General features: G+C 68.0%; 19 protein-coding genes, 1 pseudogene and 1 riboswitch. Of the genes and pseudogenes, 8 read left to right on the plus strand and 12 right to left on the minus strand.

The window, feature by feature from the left end:
- Nucleotides 1–37 precede the first annotated feature (37 nt).
- The 3 genes from ABQJ56_RS15040 to lpxL all read right to left on the minus strand — a co-directional run bounded on the left by ABQJ56_RS15040 (nucleotide 38) and on the right by lpxL (nucleotide 2,873).
- Entirely contained in the window at nucleotides 38–1,120 is a 1,083-nt protein-coding gene (locus ABQJ56_RS15040) for a glycosyltransferase family 4 protein (protein WP_367845835.1), read from the minus strand.
- A complete protein-coding gene (locus tag ABQJ56_RS15045) occupies nucleotides 1,117–1,851 on the minus strand; it encodes a polysaccharide deacetylase family protein (RefSeq protein ID WP_437343437.1) in 735 nt (244 codons plus the stop codon). Before ABQJ56_RS15045 ends, ABQJ56_RS15040 begins: the two co-directional genes overlap by 4 nt.
- Nucleotides 1,852–1,937: 86 nt before the next feature.
- A complete protein-coding gene (lpxL, locus tag ABQJ56_RS15050) occupies nucleotides 1,938–2,873 on the minus strand; it encodes an LpxL/LpxP family Kdo(2)-lipid IV(A) lauroyl/palmitoleoyl acyltransferase (RefSeq protein ID WP_367845837.1) in 936 nt (311 codons plus the stop codon).
- A gap of 67 nt (nucleotides 2,874–2,940) precedes the next feature.
- Between lpxL and waaA the strand changes: the two genes are divergently transcribed.
- Nucleotides 2,941–4,215: a lipid IV(A) 3-deoxy-D-manno-octulosonic acid transferase gene (gene waaA / locus ABQJ56_RS15055; RefSeq protein WP_367845838.1), complete on the plus strand. Its 1,275-nt coding sequence runs from the start codon at nucleotides 2,941–2,943 to the stop codon at nucleotides 4,213–4,215.
- A gap of 66 nt (nucleotides 4,216–4,281) precedes the next feature.
- Here waaA and ABQJ56_RS15060 read toward each other — a convergent pair whose 3' ends face one another.
- Together ABQJ56_RS15060 and ABQJ56_RS15065 are read right to left on the minus strand one after the other, a co-directional pair.
- Nucleotides 4,282–5,631, minus strand: coding sequence for a TolC family outer membrane protein (locus tag ABQJ56_RS15060; protein WP_367845839.1), 1,350 nt, complete (start codon nucleotides 5,629–5,631; stop codon nucleotides 4,282–4,284).
- A 41-nt stretch (nucleotides 5,632–5,672) separates the two neighbouring features.
- Nucleotides 5,673–6,332: a protein-L-isoaspartate O-methyltransferase family protein gene (locus ABQJ56_RS15065; protein ID WP_367845840.1), complete on the minus strand. Its 660-nt coding sequence runs from the start codon at nucleotides 6,330–6,332 to the stop codon at nucleotides 5,673–5,675.
- Between the two features lie 241 nt (nucleotides 6,333–6,573).
- Between ABQJ56_RS15065 and ABQJ56_RS15070 the strand changes: the two genes are divergently transcribed.
- From ABQJ56_RS15070 to ABQJ56_RS15080, 3 genes are all read left to right on the plus strand, one after another.
- Entirely contained in the window at nucleotides 6,574–7,224 is a 651-nt protein-coding gene (locus ABQJ56_RS15070) for a TetR/AcrR family transcriptional regulator (RefSeq protein ID WP_367845841.1), read from the plus strand.
- 55 nt (nucleotides 7,225–7,279) lie between these two features.
- Nucleotides 7,280–7,376, plus strand: a riboswitch (TPP riboswitch).
- Between the two features lie 128 nt (nucleotides 7,377–7,504).
- A complete protein-coding gene (gene thiC, locus ABQJ56_RS15075) occupies nucleotides 7,505–9,382 on the plus strand; it encodes a phosphomethylpyrimidine synthase ThiC (protein ID WP_367845842.1) in 1,878 nt (625 codons plus the stop codon).
- A gap of 118 nt (nucleotides 9,383–9,500) precedes the next feature.
- Nucleotides 9,501–10,118, plus strand: a complete 618-nt coding sequence (locus tag ABQJ56_RS15080) for a ferritin-like domain-containing protein (protein ID WP_367845843.1) — start codon at nucleotides 9,501–9,503, stop codon at nucleotides 10,116–10,118.
- Nucleotides 10,119–10,173: 55 nt separating this feature from the next.
- Here ABQJ56_RS15080 and ABQJ56_RS15085 read toward each other — a convergent pair whose 3' ends face one another.
- From ABQJ56_RS15085 to ABQJ56_RS15095, 3 genes and pseudogenes are all read right to left on the minus strand, one after another.
- Nucleotides 10,174–11,190, minus strand: coding sequence for a zinc-binding alcohol dehydrogenase family protein (locus ABQJ56_RS15085; protein WP_367845844.1), 1,017 nt, complete (start codon nucleotides 11,188–11,190; stop codon nucleotides 10,174–10,176).
- Nucleotides 11,187–12,250: pseudogene (locus ABQJ56_RS15090) on the minus strand (aldo/keto reductase). The gene ABQJ56_RS15085 and the pseudogene ABQJ56_RS15090 overlap by 4 nt, the downstream one beginning before the upstream one ends.
- 29 nt (nucleotides 12,251–12,279) lie before the next feature.
- On the minus strand, nucleotides 12,280–13,470 hold the full coding sequence (locus ABQJ56_RS15095) for an MFS transporter (protein WP_367845845.1): 1,191 nt from the start codon (nucleotides 13,468–13,470) through the stop codon (nucleotides 12,280–12,282).
- Between the two features lie 101 nt (nucleotides 13,471–13,571).
- Here ABQJ56_RS15095 and ABQJ56_RS15100 point away from each other — a divergent pair, with 101 nt between their 5' ends.
- On the plus strand, nucleotides 13,572–14,510 hold the full coding sequence (locus ABQJ56_RS15100; RefSeq protein WP_367845846.1) for a LysR family transcriptional regulator: 939 nt from the start codon (nucleotides 13,572–13,574) through the stop codon (nucleotides 14,508–14,510).
- A gap of 58 nt (nucleotides 14,511–14,568) precedes the next feature.
- On the opposite strand, the gene ppa is transcribed toward ABQJ56_RS15100, so the two are convergent.
- The 4 genes from ppa to ABQJ56_RS15120 all read right to left on the minus strand — a co-directional run bounded on the left by ppa (nucleotide 14,569) and on the right by ABQJ56_RS15120 (nucleotide 20,531).
- Entirely contained in the window at nucleotides 14,569–15,105 is a 537-nt protein-coding gene (gene ppa, locus ABQJ56_RS15105) for an inorganic diphosphatase (RefSeq protein ID WP_367845847.1), read from the minus strand.
- A 160-nt stretch (nucleotides 15,106–15,265) separates the two neighbouring features.
- Entirely contained in the window at nucleotides 15,266–16,096 is an 831-nt protein-coding gene (locus tag ABQJ56_RS15110) for a 2OG-Fe(II) oxygenase (RefSeq protein WP_367845848.1), read from the minus strand.
- Between the two features lie 103 nt (nucleotides 16,097–16,199).
- The gene (locus ABQJ56_RS15115) at nucleotides 16,200–18,332 is read right to left on the minus strand and encodes a prolyl oligopeptidase family serine peptidase (RefSeq protein WP_367845849.1); all 2,133 of its coding nucleotides are present in this window, start codon (nucleotides 18,330–18,332) and stop codon (nucleotides 16,200–16,202) included.
- A 141-nt stretch (nucleotides 18,333–18,473) separates the two neighbouring features.
- Nucleotides 18,474–20,531, minus strand: a complete 2,058-nt coding sequence (locus tag ABQJ56_RS15120) for a sodium-translocating pyrophosphatase (protein ID WP_367845850.1) — start codon at nucleotides 20,529–20,531, stop codon at nucleotides 18,474–18,476.
- A gap of 316 nt (nucleotides 20,532–20,847) precedes the next feature.
- On the opposite strand from ABQJ56_RS15120, the gene ABQJ56_RS15125 reads away from it, so the two are divergent.
- Genes ABQJ56_RS15125 through ABQJ56_RS15135 form a run of 3 tightly spaced genes read left to right on the plus strand, consistent with a single transcriptional unit; the run spans nucleotide 20,848 to nucleotide 23,420 of the window.
- Nucleotides 20,848–21,375, plus strand: a complete 528-nt coding sequence (locus ABQJ56_RS15125; protein WP_367845851.1) for a hypothetical protein — start codon at nucleotides 20,848–20,850, stop codon at nucleotides 21,373–21,375.
- A 14-nt stretch (nucleotides 21,376–21,389) separates the two neighbouring features.
- Entirely contained in the window at nucleotides 21,390–22,802 is a 1,413-nt protein-coding gene (locus ABQJ56_RS15130; RefSeq protein ID WP_367845852.1) for a phospholipase effector Tle1 domain-containing protein, read from the plus strand.
- A 45-nt stretch (nucleotides 22,803–22,847) separates the two neighbouring features.
- Nucleotides 22,848–23,420 (plus strand): relaxation protein, encoded by a 573-nt coding sequence (locus tag ABQJ56_RS15135; RefSeq protein ID WP_367845853.1) that lies wholly within the window; start codon nucleotides 22,848–22,850, stop codon nucleotides 23,418–23,420.
- The last annotated feature ends 12 nt before the right edge of the window (nucleotides 23,421–23,432 follow it).

Below are 23,432 nucleotides of genomic sequence, written 5' to 3' on the forward strand. Positions count from 1 at the left end.
GCGATCAAGGACGATCGCAAAGGCCATGGCGTCAGGCTCAGCTCCACGGACTGCCCAGCCGGCGCACGAATTCGGTGGCGATCACCAGCGTGCTGAAGTGCCGCAGCACGAAGCCGCGCGTGGCCGCTGCCATGGGCCGGCGCCTCGCGTCGTTGCACAGCGAAAGGATGCCATCGCGCCAGGCCACGGCGTCGCCGGGCGGCAGCAGCAGGCCGGTGACGCCGGGTTGCAGGGTTTCCGGGATGCCGAAGGCATCGCTGCACAGCACCGGCACGTTGCAGGCCTGCGCCTCCACCGGGGTGCGGCCGAAGGCTTCCGTCGCGATCGAGGGGAAGGCCAGCATCGATAGTGCGTTGTAGTACGGAGCCACGTCGGCGACCCAGCCGAGCTGATGGTGGCGCTCGGCGAACGGCGAGGCCGCGATGCTGTCGCGCAGTCGCTGCGTGTCGGTGCCGTCGCCCAGCCACAGGCAGTGCAGGCGGGGCTCCTGCACCATCGCCGCGTTGGCGGCGTCGAGCAGGGTGTAGATGCCCTTGCCGGCATGCAGGCGGCCGAAGCAGCCCATCACGATCGCGCTTTCGTCCAGCCCCAGCCTCTGCAGCAGCGCGGCGCGTTGTGCGGGATCCGGCCGGCACTGGTCCATGTCCACCGGGTTGTACAGCACCTGCACGCGCTCGGCGGGCATGCCGTGTTCGATGTAGTCGCGGCGCGCGTATTGCGACACCGCGAAGAAGCGCTGCGCGCAGCGCGCCACCAGCCGCGCCGAGAGGTCGTTCATCGGCTTGAGGTGGTGGCGGAACAGCGCCACCGGGATGCCGAGCAGGTGGCCGACCAGGATCAGCGGCCAGTATTCCTTGCCGAAATTGCCGACCAGCCAGTCCGGCTTCAGCCGGCGCGCGGCGGCGATGATCGCGCGGTAGCCGCGCAGGTCGAAGACGTTGCGGAAACGGCCTGCATGCAGGCGCACCGCCGAACCGGCCAGCGCCTGCGCCATCGGCGCACCCGGATGCACCACCGCCTCGACCGTGTGGCCGGCGGTCGCCAGCGCCCGGGTCAGGGTGACGAAGTGGGCTTCGGCGCCGCCGTTCTCGCGGCTGGTGCCGGCGAACAGGAATTTCATCCGCGCCTGTCCTCGTAGCCGGTGAATGCGCGCCACGCGAACTGCGGCAGGATGTGGCTGCGCGCCACCGCCACGCGCGGCAGTCGCCACAGGTCGCCGCCCGCTTGTGCGCGGCCGCGCCGGATCGTGGTGGCAGCCGCGTAGCCGGCTTCGCGCGTGGCGGCGACCACGCGGTCGTCGTGATCGCCGTAGGGGTAGCAGAACTGCGTCACCGGCGCGCCGGTCAGGTCCTCCAGGTCATGCTTGTTGCCGGTGATCTCGTCGCGCAGTTGCGCATCGCTGCATTGGCGAAGGCGGGGATGCGTGCGCGTGTGCGCGCCCACCTCCATGCCGCCGGCGTGCCAGGCACGCAGTTGCGCGGCGTCCATCATCGGCTTGCGTACGCCGAGCTTGGCGTCGTCCCAGTCGTTGTAGCGGCCCAGTGCGCCGCTCACCGCGTAGCAGGTGGCGCTGAAGCCGTGGCGCTGCAATACCGGCAGGGCGTTCGTCAGGTTGTCGGCGTAGCCGTCGTCCAGCGTGATCGCCACGACGCGACCCTGCCGCTCGCCGCGCAGGTACGGCATCGCCGCGCTCATCGACAGGCCGGCGTAGCCGAGCCGCTTCAGCAGCGCCATCTGGCGCGCGAACGAACGCGGATGCACGTACAGGCTGCGCCAGCGCGCGAGTTCCTGCGGCACCGGCGCGATGTTGTGGTACATCAGGATGGGGACGGGGGCGGCCATGGCGCGCATGGTGCGAACGCCGCCTTTGCGCCAGCTTTCAATGACGCTGGACAGGTGCGCCGGTTTTTGGCGCCGTTGAACGAGCGTTCAGCGTCTCAGTACACGGGCGGCATGCCCGGCGGGCGGGTCTTGAAGCGCTTGTGCACCCAGAGGTATTGCTCGGGTGCCTCGCGCACCATCTGCTCGATGCAGGCGTTGATGCGTGCGGTGTCGTCCAGCGTGCTTGCCCCGGGAAAATCGCCCAGCGGCGCACCGAGGCGCAGGACGTAGCCCCTGCCGCCGGGCAGGCGCCGGTGGGAGAACGGGATCACCGCCGCGCCGGACAGTCGTGCCAGGTGATGCGTCGCGGTGATGGTGGCGGCAGGCACGCCGAAGAACGGCACGAACACGTTGTCCTTGCTGCGCATGTCCTGGTCGGGCGCGTACCACAGCGTGCCGCCCGCGCGCAGGTACTTCACCGTGCCGCGGATGTCGTCCTTGTCGAACATCGCGTCGGCGTAGCCGAGGCGCGCACGCAGCACCACCCATTCGAACACCGTCGAATCCATCCGGCGGTACATGCCGGCGATGCGGATGCGCTGCGAGACCAGCCGCGCGCACAGTTCGAGATGCGAGAAGTGGCCGCCCACCAGCAGCACGCCGCGGCCTTGTGCGCGGGCGGCTTCGAGATGCTCCAGCCCCTCGATCGTCAGCGGCACGCGTTCGATGGCGCGGTCGGAACCCAGCCAACCCAGCGCGAATTCCATCAGCATCAGGCCGATGTCGCGCAGATGGCCGTCGACCAGCGCGGCCCGTGCCCCCGCGTCGAGTTCCGGAAAGCACAGCGCGATGTTGGTCGCTGCCACCGGGCGACGTGCGGACGGCACGCGCGCGATCAGTGCCCCGAGCGCCCGCCCCAACGCCATCAGTGCGCGATACGGCAGCAGCGCCACCAGCCGGATCACGCCCACGCCCAGCCATGCCGGCCAGTGGCGCGGCGCGAGCAGGGGGCGGTGGAAGTCGGGGCGCGGGGTGCCGGGCATCCGCGGCATTGTAATGGACGAGCCGGGGGCGCATGGCCGCTCCCGTATACTCGTGCGCTGTTACCGGAGCCCGCCGTTGCGTTATCTCTACACCCTCGCGATGTATCTGGTGACGCCGTTGATCGTGCTGCGGCTGGCGCTGCGCGGATTCCGCTCGCGGCCGTACTACTGGCGCTGGGCCGAGCGCTTCGGTTTCTTCAAGGCGCCGCTGAACCTGCGCGACAGCCTGTGGGTGCATGCAGTGTCGGTGGGCGAGGTGAACGCGGCCGAGCCGCTGATCAAGGCGCTGCAGCGCGACCATCCCGACACGCCGCTGGTGGTGACCACCGTGACGCCCACTGGCACCGCGCGCGTGCGCCAGCTGTTCGGCGGCAGCGTGTTCCACATCTACCTGCCCTACGACCTGCCGTATGCGGTGCACCGTTTCCTCCGCGGCGTGCGGCCGCGGCTGGCGCTGATCGTGGAGACCGAGATCTGGCCGAACCTGTATTTCGCCTGCCGCCGCCGCGGCATTCCGCTGATGATCGTCAATGCGCGCTTGTCCGAACGCTCGCTGCGCGGCTACCAGCCGCGGCCGCTGCGCGGCATGGTGCGCGCGGCGCTGGGTTGCGTGAGCCTGGTCGCCGCGCAGTCGCGTGCCGATGCGGCGCGTTATCGCCTGATCGGTGCACCGGCCGAGCGCGTGCTGGTATGCGGGAATCTCAAGTACGACATGCCGGTGCCGCAGGACGCACTGGCGGCCGGTGCGCGACTGCGCGGGCACTGGGGCGCGCGGCGGCCGGTGTGGATCGCGGCGAGTACCCACGAGGGCGAGGAGCAGGCCGTGCTGGAGGCGCACCTCGCGGTGCTCAAGCGCCTGCCCGACGCGTTGCTGCTGATCGCGCCGCGCCATCCCGAGCGCTTCCGGCCGGTGGAGCACGCCGTGCGCAGCCTGGGTTTCGCCATCGGCACCTACAGCGCCGACGCCGCACCCGTGCCATCGAACCAGGTCTTCGTGATCGACGCGATGGGCCAGCTGATGCCGTTCTACGCCGCGGCGGGGCTGGCCTTCGTGGGCGGCAGCCTGGTGCCGATCGGTGGCCACAACGTGCTGGAGCCGGCCGCGCTGTGCACGCCGGTGCTGGTGGGGCCGCATACCTTCAACTTCGAGGAGATCACCGCCAGCCTGATCGAGCATGGCGGTGCATTGCGCGTGCCGGACAGCGGATCGCTGGGCGGGGCGGTGCTCGGCCTGCTGCGGGATGATGCGCGCCGCCGCGAAATGGGGCAGGCCGCGCAACAGGTGTTCGAGCGCGAGCGCGGCGCGGTGGGGCGGCTGATGCAGCTGATCGACGCGCAGTTGCGGAAATGACCGGGTGCCGAAAAGACGACGGCCGGGCATGTGCCCGGCCGTCGTCATCCGTGCCTGCGGCAGCGCTCACTGCAGCAGCGCGTTGATGTCCTGCAGGTCGCTGAGGCTGGCGGTGCCGGCGCTCTGCTTCAGCAGCAGGCGGTTGAGCACCAGCTGGTGGCGTGCCTGCGAGTAGCTGCTTTCCGCCTGGGTCAGGGTCTGGATCGCCAGCAGCACGTTGACCATGGTCTGCGTGCCCACCTCGAAGCCCGCGCGGGTGGCGTCCAGCGCCTTCTGCGCCGAATCCACCGCGGCCTTGCCCGATTCCACCTGGCTGACGCCGGCCAGCACGGAGCGGTAGTAGTTCAGCGCGCTCGCCTTCACCTGGCGGCGCTCGATTTCCATCGAGTCCTGCGCGGCATCGCGGTTGTAGATGGACTGGCGCACCTGCGACTGGGTGAGGCCGCCGGAGAAGATCGGCACGTTGAGGGTGAGCCCGATCGTGGTCGAGGACGGCGTATTGGAGTGGATCGCCGCGTCTTCGTACCAGCTCGCGCTCTTGCCGTAGCTGACGTTGGCGGTGATCGTGGGCAGGTGGCCGGCGCGCGCCGCGGTGACGTTGTGCTCGGCGGCCTGCACGTTCTGCTCCTGTGCGAGCAGGTTGGGGTTGTTGGCCAGCGCCTGCTTGACCCAGGCGTCCGGATCGGACGGGTCGGGAGCACCCATCGGCAGCTCGTCGCGCAGCTTCTTCAGCGCGCCGGTGGGCTTGCCGGTGATCTGGCTCAGCGCCTCGCGGTCGTTGTCCAGCGTGTTCTGCGCGGAGATGGTCTGCGCCTTGGCGCCTTCGTAGTAGCTCTTGGCCTGGTAGACGTCGGTGATCGCCGACAGGCCCACCTTGTAGCGCTGGTTGGACTGCTCGTACTGCTGCTTGTACGCGTCCTCGTTGGCCTTGGCGAAGGTGAGCTGGTCCTCGTCGGTGAGCACCGTGAAGTAGGCGGTGGCGACGCGCACGAACAGGTTCTGCAGCGCGGCCTGGTACAGCTCGTCCTGCGCGTTCGCCGAGGAGTGCGCCGCCTTGAGGTTGGCGTACTTGCTGAAGTCGAACACGGTCTGGCTGAGGTTGGCGTTGAGGCTGCGCGTGCGGCTGTGGCCGAACGTGCTGGTGTTGATGAACTGGTTGGGGTTGTTCGGATCCTGGATGCGTTCGTTGCCGCCACCCGTGGTCTGGCTCAGCGAAAGGCTGCCGTTGATTTGCGGCAACAGCAGCGCGCGCGCCTGGTTGACCCCTTCGCCGGTGGCGAGGCGGGTGGCGTCGGCCTGCGCCAGCACCGGATCGTTGGCGCGTGCCTCGCGATAGGCATCCAGCAGGTCTTCGCCATGGCTGGGCAGCGAGACAGCGGCCAGGGTCAATGCCAGGGTGAGCAGCTTCAAACGCATGGGTTGCCTCGTGGGGAAAGTCGATGTCGGTCGGTGGGCATTCAGAACACGAAACGCGGTGCTGGCGCGGCGTGGGTGAGGTAGGGCAGGTCGGTCTCGAACAGGCTTTCCTCGCGCTGGCGGCCCTCGCCCTCGCGGACGATCAGCACGGCCTGCTGCGCGGGCGATGCGCCGTGGATCACCAGCAGGCGGCCACCGGGCTTCAGCCAGCCCAGCCAGCGCGCCGGCGTCTCGGCCACCGCACCGGTGGCGACCACGGCGTCGAACAAGCCGTCCGGCTGCCAGCCGAGCACGGCCTCGCCGGTGTGGAGCCGCGCATTCGTCACGCCGGCGGCCTGCAGGCGCTGGCCGGCGGTCGCGGTGAAGTCGGCATGGATGTCGACGCTGACGACCTCGGCCGAGAGTCCGGCAAGGCAGGCAGTGAGGAAGCCCGAGCCGGTGCCGATCTCCAGCACGCGGTCGCTGGCCTTGAGTTCCAGCGCCTGCAGCGCGCGACCTTCCAGCACCGGCTTCATCATCACCTCGCCGTGGCCCAGTGGCAGGCAGAGGTCGGCAAAGGCGATCTGGCGATGCTCGGGTGCCACGAAATCCTCGCGCCGCACGCGGCCGAGGATCTCCAGCACGCGGCCGTCCAGCACTTCCCAGGGACGCACCTGGTTTTCCACCATGTTCGTCCGCGCCTGCTCGAAGTTCATCGCCATGTCTGCCAAGGTTCCGTGAGTGTCGAAAAAAGACCTGAAAGCATAAGGGCTTGGCCTCGCCTCGACAATGACTAGACTGCGGCCCGCGCGGTGTGTCACGAAGTGCCGGAAGTCACCGAGATGCGCTGACGCAAGTCATGCCCGGGGCGGTGTCCGCGGACACTTCGGCCGCCCCTCGACTGGAAATAATTGAACCAGTGCGTATAATAAAGTCCATGTACCGTTTTGGGAAGGCTTAGCCATGAGCAGCATCTCGCCAGTGAGGTCGCAGGGACCAGGGCGACCGAAGGACCTGGAGAAACGCGCGGCCATTCTTGCCGCGGCCAAGGCCCTGTTCATCCGCAACGCCTTCGCCGGCACCAGCATGGACGCGATCGCCGCCGAGGCCGGGGTTTCCAAGCTCACCGTCTACAGCCATTTCGGCGACAAGGACAACCTGTTCCGCGAGGTGATCCGCGCGCGCATCGAGGACCTGCTGCCGGAAAACACCTACGACCACGACCCGCAGGCCCCGATCGAGCAGACCCTGCTGCGCGTGGCGCTGATCCACGCCCGACTCGACTGCGACCAGGAAACCGTGGGCACCTTCCGCGCCATCCTCGGCGACTGCCGCCAGGGCAACCCGCGTTTCGGCCGCCTGCTGTGGGAAGAAGGCACCCTGCGCACACATGGCCTGATGGAACGCCTGCTGCAGCAGGCGATCGACGCCGGCCAGCTCGCCATCGACGACGTGCCGCGCGCCTGCGTGCAGTTCTTCGCGCTGATCAAGGGCGACCTGTTCATGCGCCGCATGTTCGGCTGCGTGGACTGCAGCGAGAGCTACGCCGCCGAGATCGAGGCCACCGCCCGTGCCGGCGTGACGACTTTCCTCCGTGCCTACGCGCCGCGCTGAACCGCGTCGCACGGGTTGCACTCGCGGCCGATCCCCCTTCGTGCTTGAATAGCCGCTCCAGAAGCGGGGGTGCCGGCGCAACGGTCGGCTGAGAGAGTCCCTTCGAACCTGATCCGGTTAGCACCGGTGTAGGGAGCTTCGCCGCACGGTGTCTTGCTTGCGTGCGTCCGGCGCCGCTGCTTCAGTTACCTCATGCGAATCCCTTCGCAAGAGCCCGCACGCCCCTGTGCGGACTCCTCATCAGAAGCCGCAGACCCAAGCCAAGCCGGAACCCCAGCCGATGAATGCCCAGCTCTCCGATCTCGCGCGCGCAGCGCAGGAACTCTCCGAAGCCGTCACCCGGCCGATTCCCGGCTCGCGCAAGACCCACGTGGCTGGCAGCCGCGCCGACCTGCGCGTGCCGCTGCGCGAGATCGCGCAGGCCGACACGCCGGCGATGTTCGGCGTGGAGAAGAATCCCGCCATCACCGTCTACGACACTTCCGGTCCGTATACCGATCCGGATTACCAGGTGGACCTGGCCGCCGGCCTGCCGGCGTTGCGCGCGGCCTGGATCGCCGAGCGCGGCGACACCGAGGCGCTGGACGGGCGCAGTTCCGAGTTCGGCCGCCGCCACGCAAGCGCGCCGGAGCTGGCCGCGATCCGCTTCCCGCAGCTGCCCGTGCCGCGCCGCGCCAAGGCTGGCGCCAACGTCACCCAGATGCACTACGCGCGCCTGGGGCAAGTGACGCCGGAGATGGAATTCATCGCGATCCGCGAGAACCAGCGCATCGAGGCGCTGGGCGACAGCGCGCTGCGCGTGCAGCATCCGGGGCAATCCTTCGGTGCGGCGATCCCGCGCATCATCACCCCGGAATTCGTGCGCGACGAAGTGGCGCGCGGCCGCGCCATCATCCCCGCCAACATCAACCACCCGGAAAGCGAGCCGATGATCATCGGCCGCAACTTCCTCACCAAGATCAACGCGAACATCGGCAACTCGGCGGTGACCTCGTCCATCGCGGAAGAAGTCGAGAAGATGGTGTGGTCGATCCGCTGGGGCGGCGACACGGTGATGGATCTTTCCACCGGCAAGCACATCCACGAGACGCGCGAATGGATCCTGCGCAACTCGCCGGTGCCGATCGGCACGGTGCCGATCTACCAGGCGCTGGAGAAGGTGGGTGGCGTGGCCGAGGAGCTGACCTGGGAGCTGTTCCGCGACACGCTGATCGAGCAGGCCGAGCAGGGCGTGGACTACTTCACCATCCACGCCGGCGTGCTGCTGCGCTTCGTGCCGCTCACCGCCAAGCGCGTCACCGGCATCGTCTCGCGCGGCGGTTCGATCATGGCGAAGTGGTGCCTGGCGCACCACCGGGAAAACTTCCTCTACACGCACTTCGAGGACATCTGCGAGATCATGAAGGCCTACGACGTGTCCTTCAGCCTCGGCGACGGCCTGCGCCCCGGCTGCGTGGCCGACGCCAACGATGCCGCGCAGTTCGGCGAACTGGACACGCTGGGCGAGCTGACCCGGATCGCGTGGAAGCACGACGTGCAGACCATGATCGAAGGCCCAGGCCACGTGCCGATGCAGCTGATCAAGGAGAACATGGACCGCCAGCTGGAGAAGTGCGGCGAGGCGCCGTTCTACACGCTGGGGCCGCTCACCACCGATATCGCGCCGGGCTACGACCACATCACCAGCGCGATCGGCGCGGCGATGATCGGCTGGTTCGGCACCGCCATGCTCTGCTACGTGACGCCGAAGGAACACCTCGGCCTGCCGAACAAGCAGGACGTGCGCGACGGCATCATCGCCTACAAGATCGCCGCGCACGCGGCCGATCTCGCCAAGGGCCATCCGGGCGCGCAGGTGCGCGACAACGCGCTGAGCAAGGCGCGCTTCGAGTTCCGCTGGGACGACCAGTTCAACCTCGGCCTCGACCCGGAGAAGGCCAAGGAATTCCACGACGAGACGCTGCCCAAGGACGCGCACAAGTCCGCGCACTTCTGCTCCATGTGCGGCCCCAAGTTCTGCTCGATGAAGATCACCCAGGACGTGCGCGACTACGCCGCCGAGCACGGTACCGGCGAAGCCGAGGCGCTGGCCGAAGGCATGGCCGAGAAGGCCGCCGAATTCCGCGCGCAGGGTGCCGAGGTGTATCGCAAGGCCTGACTCGCATGTGCATGGGTCTGAAAGAGCCGGGCGATGTCTTCACCCGGCTTTTTCATGCAGCTGCCTAGGCTGGAGAACCATGCCCGTTGCGGGCAGCGATCAGCCACAGGAGCCAGCCATGTCCAAAGCCAAGCCCTTCGTCAGTGACATCGAGGCCATCCGCAAGCGTGCGCGCCAGGACATCGACAAGGGCGCGATGACCGCCGGCTACAAGGCCGACCGCGGGACGGTGGTGAAGCTGCTCAACCACGCGCTGGCCACCGAGATCGTCTGCGTGCTGCGTTACAAGTACCACTACTACATGGCCTCGGGCATCCACGCGCAGGCGATCAAGCAGGAGTTCCTGCAGCACGCCAACGAGGAGCAGGGCCACGCCGACCAGATCGCCGAGCGCATCACCCAGCTCGACGGCAAGCCCGACCTGTCGCCCGAGGGCCTGCTCACGCGCAGCCATTCCGACTACGTGGAAGGCGAGGACATCGTGGACATGATCAAGGAGGACCTGGTCGCCGAGCGCATCGCCATCGACAGCTACCGCGAGATGATCGACTACGTGGGCGGCGCCGACCCCACCACCCGCCGCGTGCTGGAAAGCATCCTGGCGATGGAGGAGGAGCATGCCGAGGACATGAACACCCTGCTGGAACAGCTGGGCAAGAAGGGCGAGCCGGCGAAGCCGGCGCCTGCGCACGGTGGCCGCGCGGAAGGGAAGAAGGGCGGACGCAAGCGCGGCTGATCGCCGCGCCGGGCGAGCCCCCCCGCGGGTCGGCCATGCGCCGGCCCGCGGCGCATCACCAGCCGGCCAACACCAGCTTGCCGATGCTGCTGCCCGATTCCAGCCGGCGATGCGCCTCGCGCAGGTTCGCGGCGTTGATCGGCGACAGCGTGTCGCGACGGATGTTCTTCAGTTCCCCGGCATCGATCAATTGCGCCACGCGGGCGAGGATGCGCCCCTGCTCGCCCATGTCCGGCGTGCGGAAGCGCGGGCGCGCGAACATCATTTCCCAATGGATGCCGATGCACTTGGCCTTGTACGGGTCGCCGATCTTCAGCGCGCCCTTCGGCTCCACGATCAGGCCGACGTGGCCTTGCGGCGCCAGCAGTTCGCCCAGCGCGTCCCAGTAGCGGTCGGTGTCGGCGAGGTTGAGTGCGGCATCGGCCTGCGCGAAACCCAGTGCGGCGAGCTGCGGGCCCAGCGGCTCGCGGTGGTCGACCACGTGCTGCGCGCCCATCGCGCGGCACCAGTCGGCGCTTTCGGGACGCGAGGCAGTGGCGATCACGCTGAAGCCCGCGCGCCGCGCCAACTGGATCGCGATCGAACCCACGCCGCCCGCGCCGGCGATCACCAGCAGCGACTTGCCCTCGCCGCCGTGTTCGCTGTCGAACGGCATGCGCTGGAACAGCAGCTCCCACGCGGTGATCGCCACCAGCGGCAGCGCGGCGGCATCGGCGAAATCCAGCGGGCGCGGCATCGCCGCGGCGAGCCGCGCATCGACCAGCTGGAATTCGGCGTTGCTGCCCGCGCGCGTGACGTCGCCGGCGTAGTAGACGCGGTCGCCGGGCTGGAACCCCGGTGCTTCGGCGCCGACCGCTTCGACCACGCCCGCGGCATCGTAGCCCAGCACCTTGGGTTGCGCTTCCACCTGTGGCTTGGGCGAGCGCAGCTTGGTGTCGACCGGGTTCACCGACACGGCCTCCACGCGCACCAGCAGGTCGTGCGCGCCTGGCACGGGTTTCGGCAACTCCACGTCCTGCAGCGATGCGGGATCGGCTATGGGCAGGTAGCGGGTGAGGGCGACGGCTTTCATGCTTTCGGCTCCATGGGGACGGGGTGGGCAGCCACCGGCGGCGGATTGCGCTCGGCGAACATGCCGTTCCAGTAAGGGTAGTGCGGATAGGGCGGCACCACCGCACTGGCGGCATCGAGCGCGGCGACCTGCGCGGGCGCGAGGTTCCAGCCGACGGCGCCGAGGTTGTCGATGAGCTGGGCCTCGTTGCGTGCGCCGATCAGCACGCTGGATACGGTCGGTCGCTGCAGCAGCCAGTTGATCGCCACCTGCGGCACGCTCCTGCCGGTTTCCGCGGCGACGCTTTCCAGCGCATCGATCACGCGATGCAAGCGCTCCCCGTCGACCGGCGGCGCGAAGCCGGCGGTGTCGTGCAGGCGGCTGCCGGCAGGCGGCGGCTGGCCGCGACGGATCTTGCCGGTGAGCCGACCCCAGCCCAGCGGGCTCCACACGATGGCGCCGAGGCCCTGGTCCTGGCTTGCCGGCATCAGATCCCATTCGTAGTCGCGGCCGATCAGCGAGTAGTAGCTCTGGTTGGCCACGAAGCGCGCACGGCCGTGACGTTCGGCAGCGGCCTGCGATTTCACGATCTGCCAGCCCGAGTAGTTCGACACGCCGAGGTAGCGCAGCTTGCCCGCGCGCACCAGGTCATCCAGCGTGGACATCACCTCGTCCACCGGCGTCATCGCGTCGAAGTGGTGCAGTTGCAGCAGGTCGATCCAGTCCGTGCCCAGGCGCTTCAGTGCGCGGTCCACGCCGGCGACCAGGTGGTGGCGCGAGGCGCCCACGTCATTCGGACCATCGCCGCTGCGCAGGGTGAGCTTGGTGGAGAGGATGGCGTGCTCGCGCCGGCCCTTCAGCGCGGCGCCGAGGATCTCCTCGGAAGCGCCGTCCGAATAGACGTCCGCGCTGTCGAACAGGTTGGCGCCGGCGTCGAGGCAGATGTCGACCAGGCGCTTCGCCTCGGCCACGCCGGTGCTGCCCAGGCGCTGAACAACGGGCCCCGGCCGCCGAAGGTGCCGGTGCCGAAGCCGAGCGCGGGCACCTTGAAGCCCGAGCGACCGAGAAAGCGGTATTCCATGACGAAGCTCCGAAGATGGGGAGGAGGGATCAGGCCTGAGGGCAGGGCACGGCAGCCTGCGAAGCGCGATGGCCGCGCAGCGCCCAGGCAGCCAAGACGATGCCGACGACAGTCACCAGTGCCGCGATCCATGGCAACGCGACGAGGCCGGCGCCGCGCGCCACGGCTTCGCTGCCCAGCCACGCGCCCAGCGCGTTGGCGAGGTTGAACGCGCCGATGTTGAGGCTGGATGCGAGGCTCGGGGCGTCGCCAGCGCGGCGCAGTATCCACATCTGCAATGGCGCCACCGTGGCGAACATCGCCATGCCGAGCAGGCCGGTGAACAGCACCATCGTCCAGCGCGCATGCATCGCGAAGCCGAACGCCACCAGCACCACGGCCAATGCCGCCAATGTGCCGACCATGGCGTTGGCGAGGTTGCGGTCCGCCAGTTTGCCGCCCAGCGGATTGCCGATGGCCATGCCCAGGCCGAACACCAGCAGGACCGGCGACACCATCGCATCGCCGAAGCCGGTGACGCGGGTGAGCAGCGGCTCGATGAAGGTATAGACCACGAACACGCCGGCGAAGCCGGACACCGTGGTGGCGAGGCCAATCAGCACCGGCGCACCCGCGATGGCGTGCAGTTCCGTCCCCAGCGATACCGGCGCGACGTCGTCGTGCGTGTCCGGCAACCACATGGCCAGTGCCGCCACCGCCAGCACGCCGATGGCGGTGATCGCCCAGAACGCCGCGTGCCAGCCATGGTGCAGGCCCAGCCATGCGCACACCGGCACGCCGACCAGCGTGGCCAGCGCGAGGCCGTTGAACATGGTGGCGATGGCCGAAGCCCGGCGCTGCTCCGGCACCAGCGAGGTGGCCACCACCGAGCCCACGCCGAAGAAGGTGCCATGGGCCAGCGAAGCGAGCACGCGCGCAGCCATCAGTGCGGCATAGCTGGTCGCCAGGGCGCAGGCGAGGTTGCCCAGGGTGAAGATGGCCATCAATCCCAGCAGTACGGCCTTGCGCGGCAGCCGGCGCGTGGCCAGCGTGATCGCGGGCGCGCCCACGAACACGCCGAAGGCATAGCCGGAGATCAGCAGGCCTGCCGTGGCGATGCTTACGCCGAGGCTGGCGGACACCTGCTGCAGCAGGCCCATGATGACGAATTCGGTGGTGCCGATGCCGAAGGCGCCGACGGCCAGCGCGTACAACGCCGGCGGAGTGCGGGTGGGGGCCATGCGGATGATTCTGTGCGGTGGAATGCGTGCAGTCTGGGCACTTGCACTGTCAGCGGAAACCACCAAGATGGCGATTCATTTTCAATGAATCATTGAAAGCCATGGACCGCCTCGACGACCTCGCCCTGTTCCTGCGCGTGCTGGACCAGGGCTCGATCAGCGCCGCCGCGCGCAGCCTCGATCTCTCGGTGGCGGTCGCCAGCCAGCGTTTGCAGCGGCTGGAGCGCGGCCTGGGCGTGCGCCTGCTGCAGCGGACCACGCGCCGCCTGCACCCCACGCCGGAGGGCCGCCTGCTGGCCGAGCAGGGCCGGGCGCTGGTGGAGGATCTCGATGCGCTCACCGCGGGCCTGAGCCAGAGCGCCGGCGACGTGACCGGCACGCTGCGCGTGACCATGTCGGCGGCCTTCGGTCGCGAATACATCTCGGCGCTGCTGCCCGAGTTCCTGGCGCGCCACCCGAAGCTGCGCCTGTTCGCCCACCTCAGCGACGAGATGGTGGACGTGGTGGGCGCGGGTTACGACCTCGCCATCCGCATTGGCGCCTTGAACGATTCCAGCCTGGTCGCGCGCAAGCTGGCCGCGAACCGGCGCGTGTTGTGCGCCTCGCCCGGCTACCTGCGCCGGCATGGACGCCCGCGCACGCCCGCCGAGCTGGCGCGGCACGAGTGCGTGTTGTTGTCCGGCCAGGACGTATGGCGTTTCATCGACCGCCGCGGCCACGAACACGCGGTGCGCGTGCAGGGGCGTTTCGAAACCACGCTGGGCGAAGCGGTGCGCGATGCCGCGTTGGCCGGGCAAGGCATCGCCGTGCATTCGTTGTGGCACGTGCACGAGGCACTCGCGGCGGGCCGGCTGGAAGTGGTGTTGCCCGGTTACGCGCTGCCCGAAAGCGGCATCTGGGCGGTGACGCCGCAGCGCCGGCTGGTGCCGCCGCGCGTGCGCGCCTTCGTGGACTTCCTGGTCGAAAAACTGGGCGATCCGCCACCGTGGGAGCGTGGCAGGGTGGCCGCGACGCGCAAGCCGCGCGCGCGGGCAGGTTGAGCACGGACATGAAAACGGCGCGTCGCTGCGAGGCGACGCGCCGTTTTCGTGCATGCGTTCAGGCCTTGGCTGCCTCGTAGCGCGCGATGCCGGCGGTGATCTCGGCCTTCGCCGAATCGGCGCCTTCCCAGCCTTCCACCTTCACCCACTTGCCCTGCTCGAGGTCCTTGTAGTGCTCGAAGAAGTGGCCGATGCGCTGCAGCCAGTGCGCCGACACGCCCTTCATGTCGCTGATGTGGGCGTAGCCCGGGAACACCTTGGGCGAAGGGATCACCACCAGCTTCTCGTCGCTGCCGGCCTCGTCGGTCATCTTCAGCATGCCGACCGGATGGCAGCGGATCACCGAGCCCACGGTCAGCGGCAGCGGCAGGATCACCAGCGCGTCCAGCGGGTCGCCGTCGCCGCCCAGCGTGCCCGGCACGTAGCCGTAGTTGCACGGATAGCGCATCGGCGTGGACAGGATGCGGTCGACGAAGATCGCGCCGGAGTCCTTGTCCACCTCGTACTTGACCGGCTCGGCATCCTTGGGGATTTCGATGATGACGTTGATTTCGTCCGGCACGTTGCGGCCGGCAGGGACCAGGTGCAAACCCATGGGGATGTCCTTGCGCGTGTTTCGAGGGGGAGAAAGCCCGCAAGGATACGGCAAAAGGCTGCTGCGATGCAGCGGCGGACACTGAATGCCGGGACCCGGGAAGGACGGTCCCGCGGCCGGGATGCCCCTGCAAGCAGGCAAGGAAGATGCGGGTTTTCGCTCAATACGGCCTTTCGCGCAGCCACTTGGTGGCGATCCACTTCTCGCCGCGCTGCACCGGCAGGCCGGCGTGCAGCGAGCTGGCGTCGCCTGCCTCGTAGGCGAAATAGACGGCCGAACCGCGCAGCGCGGTGACGGTGAGCCCCACCTCGGGGAAGGCGGTGCCGCCGCCGGCCTCGGGCGTGTTGAGGTACATCACCACGCTGGCGATGCGCTGGCCGCCGCGCGCGGTGATCGTGGCATAGCCGGGCTGCTCCGGATCGAACCAGTCGTAATGCGGCTGGTATTCCTGCCCGGGCAGGTAGTGCAGGATCTGCAGTCCTTCGCCATGGCTCACCGGGATATCGAGCAGTTCGGCGATGCGCTGTTCGAGCCGCGCCACCAGCGGCAACTCGCCCAGCTTGAAGAACATGCCCACGCTGGTGCGCCGGTGATCCACCTGCTGGCCACCGGTTGCGTTCACGGTGAGCGCGCGAGCCAGGTGCGGGGTGGCCAGCGCGATCAGCTCCTCGCATTCCTCGCCTGACAGCAAGTCGTCGAGTACGCGCAGTGCAGGCTTGTCCATGCTGAGCGCAACCTTCACTTTGCGGTCGCCCGCTTCCGCCAGCGGTGCGGCGGGGTGCCTCGTGCGGCGCACGAGCGGTGCATCGGCATCCGCGAGCACGGCCGCCGGCGGCAGCTCCAGCACTTCCGCCACGATGGAGCGGCTGCGCTGCGGATCGTAGCCATGCGCACGCATCAGTTCGGCCACGGTCTGCGGACTGTGCCCGGCGTGGCTGGTGGCGAGTATCCATTCGCGCAGTTCGGGGCTGATGGCGGGGCGTGTGTTCATGGGGCAAGCGGGGCTTGTAGGCTCGCCCAAGCTTACTTCACGAGACCCGAAACGACGCGGGCCGGCGCAAGGCCGGCCCGCGTGCGCTCCTGGTCGAAGCGGCTTACTTCAGCTTGTCCCACAGGAAGTCGTACACCATCGCGTGCATGTGCGCGGACTGCTTGTTGTCCGCACCGGCGCCGTGGCCACCTTCCAGGTTCTCGTAGAACCAGACGTCGGGGATGCCCATGCCTTCCATCTTCGCGGCCATCTTGCGCGCCTGCGCAGGGCCCACGCGGTCGTCGCTGGTGGTGGTGTAGAACAGCACCGGCGGGTAGTGCGTGCCCTTGTGCACGTTCTGGTAGGGCGAGAAGGTCTTGATGAAGGCCCACTGCTTCGGGTCGTCGGGGTTGCCGTATTCGGCGATCCACGAGGCGCCGGCGTCGAGGTGGACGTAGCGCTTCATGTCGAGCAGGGGCACCTCGCAGGCGATCGCGCCGAACAGCTGCGGGTACTGGGTGAGCATGTTGCCCATCAGCAGGCCGCCGTTGCTGCCGCCTTCGGCGCCGAGGTGCTTGGCGGAGGTGACGCCGCGCTTCACCAGATCCTCCGCCACTGCGGCGAAGTCCTGGTAGGCCTTGGGCCGGTTGGCCTGCAGCGCGGCCTGGTGCCATGCCGGGCCGTATTCGCCGCCACCGCGGATGTTGGCGATCACGTACACGCCGCCGCGATCCAGCCAGGCACGGCCGACCGAGCCGGAATAGAAGGGCTGCAGCGAGACCTCGAAGCCGCCGTAGCCGTACAGCAGGGTGCGGTTCGAGCCGTCGAGCTTCAGGTCCTTCGGAGCGATCTCGAAATAGGGCACGCGGGTGCCGTCCTGCGAGGTGACGAAGTGCTGGCTCATGCTGAACCTGGAGGCGTCGAAGAAGGCGGGCTGCTGCTTGATCGTCTCGGCCTTGTCCTGGCCCAGCACGCCGCGTTCCAGCGAGGGTGGGGTGAGGAAGCCGGTGACGGTGAGCCAGTACTCGTCGCTGTGGTCGGGATCGGTGTCGAGCACTTCTACCGTGCTCATCGCCGGTGCGCCTGGTATGGCTTTGCGCTGCCAGGCGCCGGCGGTTGCGGAATTTCCGGGGGGCGTCAGCACTTCCAGCCGGCTCTGCACGTCGTGCAGTTCGTCGAGGATGAGGTGGTGCCGGGTCCACGCGTAGTTGGAGAGCGCGGTGTGCGCATCGGGCTGGAACAGCACGGTGAACGCACGCTTGCCGGCGATGAAGTCGTCGAACCTGGTGGCGATCAGCGCACCGTTGGGGTAGGTGGTGCCGCCCACCGTCCACGGCGAGCGCAGCGTCACCAGCAGCCACTCGCGGTGCGCATCGGCGCTGGCGTCGCTGGGCACGTCCAGCTTCACCAGCCTGCCCTCCTTGCGCAGGTAGGTCTCGCTGTGGAAGAAGTCGGTGGCCACCTGCACGAAGTCGCGCTCGAAACCGGGCGTGCGGTCATGGAAGGCGCTCACCGCGAGGTCGTCGGGCTTGCCCTCGTACACCGTGGCGGCCGCCGACAGCGGCGTGCCGCGCGTCCACTCCTTGGCGATGCGCGGGTAGCTGGACCTGGTCATCGTGCCGGGGCCGAAATCGGTGCCCACGTAGATGTGGTCCTGGTCGATCCAGCCCACCTGGGTCTTGGCGATCGGCAGCTCGAAGCCGCCTTTCACGAAGGATTGGGTGGCAGTGTCGAATTCGCGCACCTCCACCGCGTCGCCGCCGTCGGGCGACAGCGAGAGCAGGCAGCGCGTGTAGGCGGGTTTCAGGCAATCCGCTCCCTTGAACACCCAGCGCTTGCCCTCGGCCTTGTTCAGCGCGTCCACGTCCAGCAGGGTCTCCCACTTCGGGTCGGCCTTGCGGTACTCGTCCAGCGTGGTGCGGCGCCAGAGGCCGCGCGGGTGCGCCTTGTCCTGCCAGAAGTTGTAGAGGTACTCGCCCATGCGGCTCACGGAGGGGATGCGCGCGTCGGAATCGAGCACTTCGAGGATCTGGTTGCGGGTGCGCTCGAACCCGGACGAGCTGGCGTAGGCCTTCTCGGTGATCGCGTTCTGCTGCTTCACCCAATCCATCGCGCGTGCGCCGTGGGTGGCCTCCAGCCAGAGGTAGGGATCGTCGCTGGCGGCAGTCTGGTCGGTGGTCGCGGCGTAAACGGTGTTCATGCCGCCCAGTGTGACGCCCAGCGCGAGCGCCAGCCAGAGGGATGTCTTGGAAGTCATGGGTGCTCCTTGTCGGATGACCGTGTTCTGCGGTGAAGGCCCGAGTGTGGCGGGGCGGCACGACGCGTGCGTGTGGCTGAAGTCAGGTGCCCGAAATGCGGCAGGCCCCGCGAACGGGGCCTGTCGTCGTGCCGGATCCGATCAATGCAGCAGCGGGATGATCAGCAGCGCCACGATGTTGATGATCTTGATCAGCGGGTTCACCGCGGGGCCGGCGGTGTCCTTGTACGGATCGCCCACGGTGTCGCCGGTGACCGCCGCCTTGTGCGCCTCCGAACCCTTGCCGCCGTGGTGGCCGTCCTCGATGTACTTCTTGGCGTTGTCCCAGGCGCCGCCGCCGGTGGTCATCGAGATCGCCACGAACAGGCCGGTGACGATGGTGCCGATCAGCACGCCGCCCAGCGCCTTCGGGCCCAGCAGCAGGCCCACCACGATCGGCACGATCACCGGCAACAGCGAAGGCACGATCATTTCCCTGATCGCCGACTTGGTGAGCATGTCCACCGCGCGCGAGTAGTCCGGCTTGGCGGTGCCCTGCATGATGCCGGCGATGTCGCGGAACTGGCGGCGCACTTCCTCCACCACCGCGCCCGCCGCGCGGCCCACGGCTTCCATCGCCATCGCGCCGAACAGGTACGGGATCAGGCCGCCGATCAGCAGGCCGATGATCACCATGTGGTCGGACAGGTCGAAGCTCAGTGTCTGCGCCACGCCGCCGCTGGCGGCGGCCTTCATCTGCGCGGACACGTCGAGGTTGTGCGTGTAGTCGGCGAACAGCACCAGTGCCGCCAGCGCGGCCGAGCCGATCGCGTAGCCCTTGGTCACCGCCTTGGTGGTGTTGCCCACCGCGTCCAGCGGGTCGGTGACGCCGCGCACCTCCGGCGGCAGGTCGGCCATCTCGGCGATGCCGCCGGCGTTGTCGGTGATCGGGCCGTAGGCGTCCAGCGCCACGATCATGCCGGCCATCGACAGCATCGCGGTCGCCGCGATCGCGATGCCGTACAGGCCGCCCAGCGCGTAGGCACCCCAGATCGCCACGCAGATCGCCACCACCGGCAGGCCGGTGGCCTTCATCGAGATGCCGAGGCCCGCGATGATGTTGGTGCCGTGGCCGGTGGTGGAAGCCTGCGCGATGTGCTGCACCGGCTTGTAGTCGGTGCCGGTGTAGTACTCGGTGATCCACACGATCGCGCCGGTGAGCGCCAGGCCGATCAGCGAGCAGAACCACAGGTTCATCGCGCCGCCGTCGAAGCTCGCCATCATCTGCATGGTGATAGGGTAGAACGCGATCGCGGCCAGCACGCCCGACACGATCACGCCCTTGTACAGCGCGCCCATGATCGAGCCGCCCGCGCCCACCCGCACGAACAGCGTGCCGATGATCGAGGCGATGATCGACACCGCGCCCAGCAACAGCGGATACAGCACCGCGTCGCTGCCCGCGTTGCTCAGCGTGAGGCCGCCCAGCAGCATGGTGGCGATCACCGTCACCGCGTAGGTCTCGAACAGGTCGGCCGCCATGCCCGCGCAGTCGCCCACGTTGTCGCCCACGTTGTCGGCGATCACCGCGGGGTTGCGCGGGTCGTCCTCGGGGATGCCGGCTTCCACCTTGCCCACCAGGTCGGCACCCACGTCCGCACCCTTGGTGAAGATGCCGCCGCCGAGGCGCGCGAAGATCGAGATCAGCGAGCTGCCGAAGGCCAGGCCCACCAGCGCGTGCAGCGCGTGTTCGCTGGTGATCCCGCTGCGGTTGAGGATAAGCCAGTAGCCGGCCACGCCCAGCAGCGCCAGGCCCACCACCAGCATGCCGGTGATCGCGCCGCCGCGGAACGCCACGTTCATCGCCGCCGAGAGGCCTTGCCGCGCCGCCTCGGCGGTGCGCACGTTCGCGCGCACCGAGACGTTCATGCCGATGTAGCCGGCGGCGCCGGACAGCACTGCGCCGATCAAAAAGCCCACCGCGGTGGGCCAACTCAGGAAGAAACCGATCAACAGGAACAGCACCACGCCGACAATGCCGATCGTGCCGTACTGGCGGTTGAGGTAGGCGCGGGCACCCTCCTGCACCGCCGCGGCGATCTCCTGCATCCGTGCGTTGCCCGGCGACTGCGCCAGCACCCAACGCGCGGAGATCGCGCCATACAAAACTGCCACCACTGCACACGCGAGCACGATCCACCAGCCATACTGCTGCAGCATCGGAGCCTCCCCATGGGTTGTGGGCCGCCCGGAAGGGGCGGTCACGGGGAGTATAGGCAGAGCCCGGCGCGTATCCTGTTGTGCGGCGCAACGTTCCGTGGCCATCGGCGCCCCGGGGAAGTTTGCATCGGGGGCAGGAATCGAGCGATATCGGATTGTCCCTACACGCGAAGTGTGATGCGGCGACATTGTTCGATCGGGCGATGCGGGATACTTCCGCCAGTCCAAATCGGGGCGGGACAGCTCGATGCCACGCTTTTGCAACGCCATGCTTCCCATTGCATTCGTCTTGCTGACGACAGGATGCCAAGCCGCCATGTCCACCCAGGCCGACACCATTCAGCCGCCGCCGGAAACGCTTGCCGTGCCGTTGCGTTTCGCGAGGCACAACTTCGAGGCCTTTTGCTACAGCACGCTGAGTTGCAGGGTGATCTACAACGATCACGATTTCACACGGGATGCAGCCGACAAACCATCACCACCGCCACCCTCTCCGGATTACAAGAGCGCATGGCCCGGGGTTTTGTATGTAGGCATAGACAATTTTCCAGCGCCGGCCAAAGTGCAATGGACGTCGCTGGACGGCGTCAGACACGCGACCGAGGTGGATCTGGCCAAGGTCTTCAAGGACCAGTTGATCTGGCACAAGGTGCCAAAGTCCGATATGGCTGATTTCTACAGTGGTTCGGTGGCGGGCGAACCAAACATCTACCTCGAAGTGAAAGACCGCACTATCAACGTGTATATGGAGATGCTGATTCCCACCAAGAGCGAACAAATCCCGGGAAACAAGCTCAGTTACGGCCGGGATGATCTGTTCCTGGTATGGACGCACATCTACTGACCGGAGGCCATGGAATGAGTGGGGAAGACAGGCTCGATCCGGATGGGGTCCGCAACGACGGTGTGCCTTACTACGAGGCTGATGCGCGACGCCTGCAGAGTTACATCGATGCTCGCGCAGAGCTGTCGCGGTTTGACGCGCCCGTGTTCGTACATGCAGGCAATCCGCATGAGTATTTGTACGTCGCGTCGTTCGATGGCACGGGCAACGACAAGCTCAAGGATCCCGAGCACGAAACCAATATCGGAAAGATCGATGATCAGATCAAAGGATTGATGAAGGCCGGAGGAGAGCAGATCAGGGGCAGCTATGTTGCCGGTCCCGGCACGGAAGCCAACTTCATCGAGCGTACGTTCGATGGCATGGATGGACACACCTACGGTGCCCGCATCGAGGAACAGTACAAGCTGTTCATCGACCAGGCCTGGCGCTGGAAACAGGCAGATCCCGCGGCTGCGATCAGCGTGGCCGACATCGGCTTCAGCCGTGGCGGCGAACAGGCGGCAGGGTTTGCGCGCATCGTGCAGGAGCGCGGCATCCAGGACCCGATGGGTGCGCACTACACCTACGACAGCCACCACCGCATAACCCATGTGGAATACACCCGCCCGCCGCTGGTCGAGCCCGGCCAGGTGGCGCAGGCGGTGGGGTTGTTCGATCCGGTGGGCACGGGCGATCCGGTGAAGCACCATGATCGCCGGCTCCCGCCATCGGTGATCTCCGGTTTCCAGATCATCGCCACGGACGAGCGGCGCGGGCTGTTCAAGTCCGACCACATCATCGATCCCGGCATGACGGCGGATGGGCGTTTCCTGGGCGTGACCGTGGCTGGCGCGCACTCCGACGTCGGCGGCAGCTATCACCGCGACGGCCTGGCCATCCGCAGCGAAAATCTGATGGTTGATTACCTCAATGGGCTGAGCGACCAGCCGTTTCTCGGGCACCAAGCGGAGCCGGACGATCCGCGACTGGATGTGGTGCACCGCTCGGAAGACGGCACGCTGCTGTATCGGCTTGCGCCCAAGGTCGACCGGCTCGCACCGGGCGGGTACAACGAACTGCTGGTGCCCAGGTCGGAAGCGACGCGGGTGGCCGATCCGTTCAATGCCGAACCGCGCGACGAATCGCTGAACCGGCAATTCGAGCGGCAGCGCATCGATACGGGTGTGCGGCCGGCGATTCCGGACCAGCCGGAGCGGGCGCCTTCCGGCGACCTGTCATCCCGACTCGACCGTCTGCTGGCAGCCGGGCAGGCGGACGACTGGGGGGCTTTCGGCCGGGAGAACCAGGGGCTGGCCTTCGGTGAAGCCGGCCGCGGCATGCTGGCCCGCGCCACGGCACAGGCGGACTGGCTGGAGCAGCAAGCGGTCCAGCAGATGGCCCGGCAACAGTTGGTGCAGCAGCCAGGCGCGGTCATGTCGCTCTGAGCCGCGCCGTCGAAAACCCATCCGGCATCACAGGGAAGTCGCGCCATGCAGACCGAAGAATTGAACGCGCTGATCGACAAGACCGCGACCCTGATGGTGCAGTACGAGCGTCGGGGGGCACACATCGATGCGCGCCTCCAGGCGCTTGGCGAAGTGCTGCAAGGCTTGACGCAGCAATTGCCTGGCGTGGTCAGGGTGTCGACGCAGGATCTGCTGCAGACCCTGCCGGGCGAAATGGCCGACACGGTGCGCGCCGGGCTTGGCCAGTCGATGGGCGCATACAGGCAGAGCCTGGCCACGGCGGGCGCGGGGATCGAGCAGGCCGCACAGGTGCTGGCCGGGCAGATCAGCCAGTTGCAGGAACTGCACCGGCGGCTGCTCTGGAAGACGACCGGGGCCGTCCTGATCACCCTGGCGTTGCTGCTTGGCGGCGGCGCATGGCTGTCGATGCACTATGCCAAGGTGGTGCGGGACAACCAGTTGTCCGCGGACCTCATGAAGGCCTACAACAGCGCCGATGTCGTGTTGTGCGGCCAGGGCGAACTGTGCGCGAACGTGGACGGCAAACGGGCGCGTTACGGTGAGCGGGGCCAGTATCAGCCGGTCAGGTCGCGCTGAGCGCCGGCACGG

This window comes from Rhodanobacter geophilus (genome assembly GCF_040812275.1).
GTDB classification, from domain to species: Bacteria; Pseudomonadota; Gammaproteobacteria; order Xanthomonadales; family Rhodanobacteraceae; genus Rhodanobacter_A; species Rhodanobacter_A geophilus.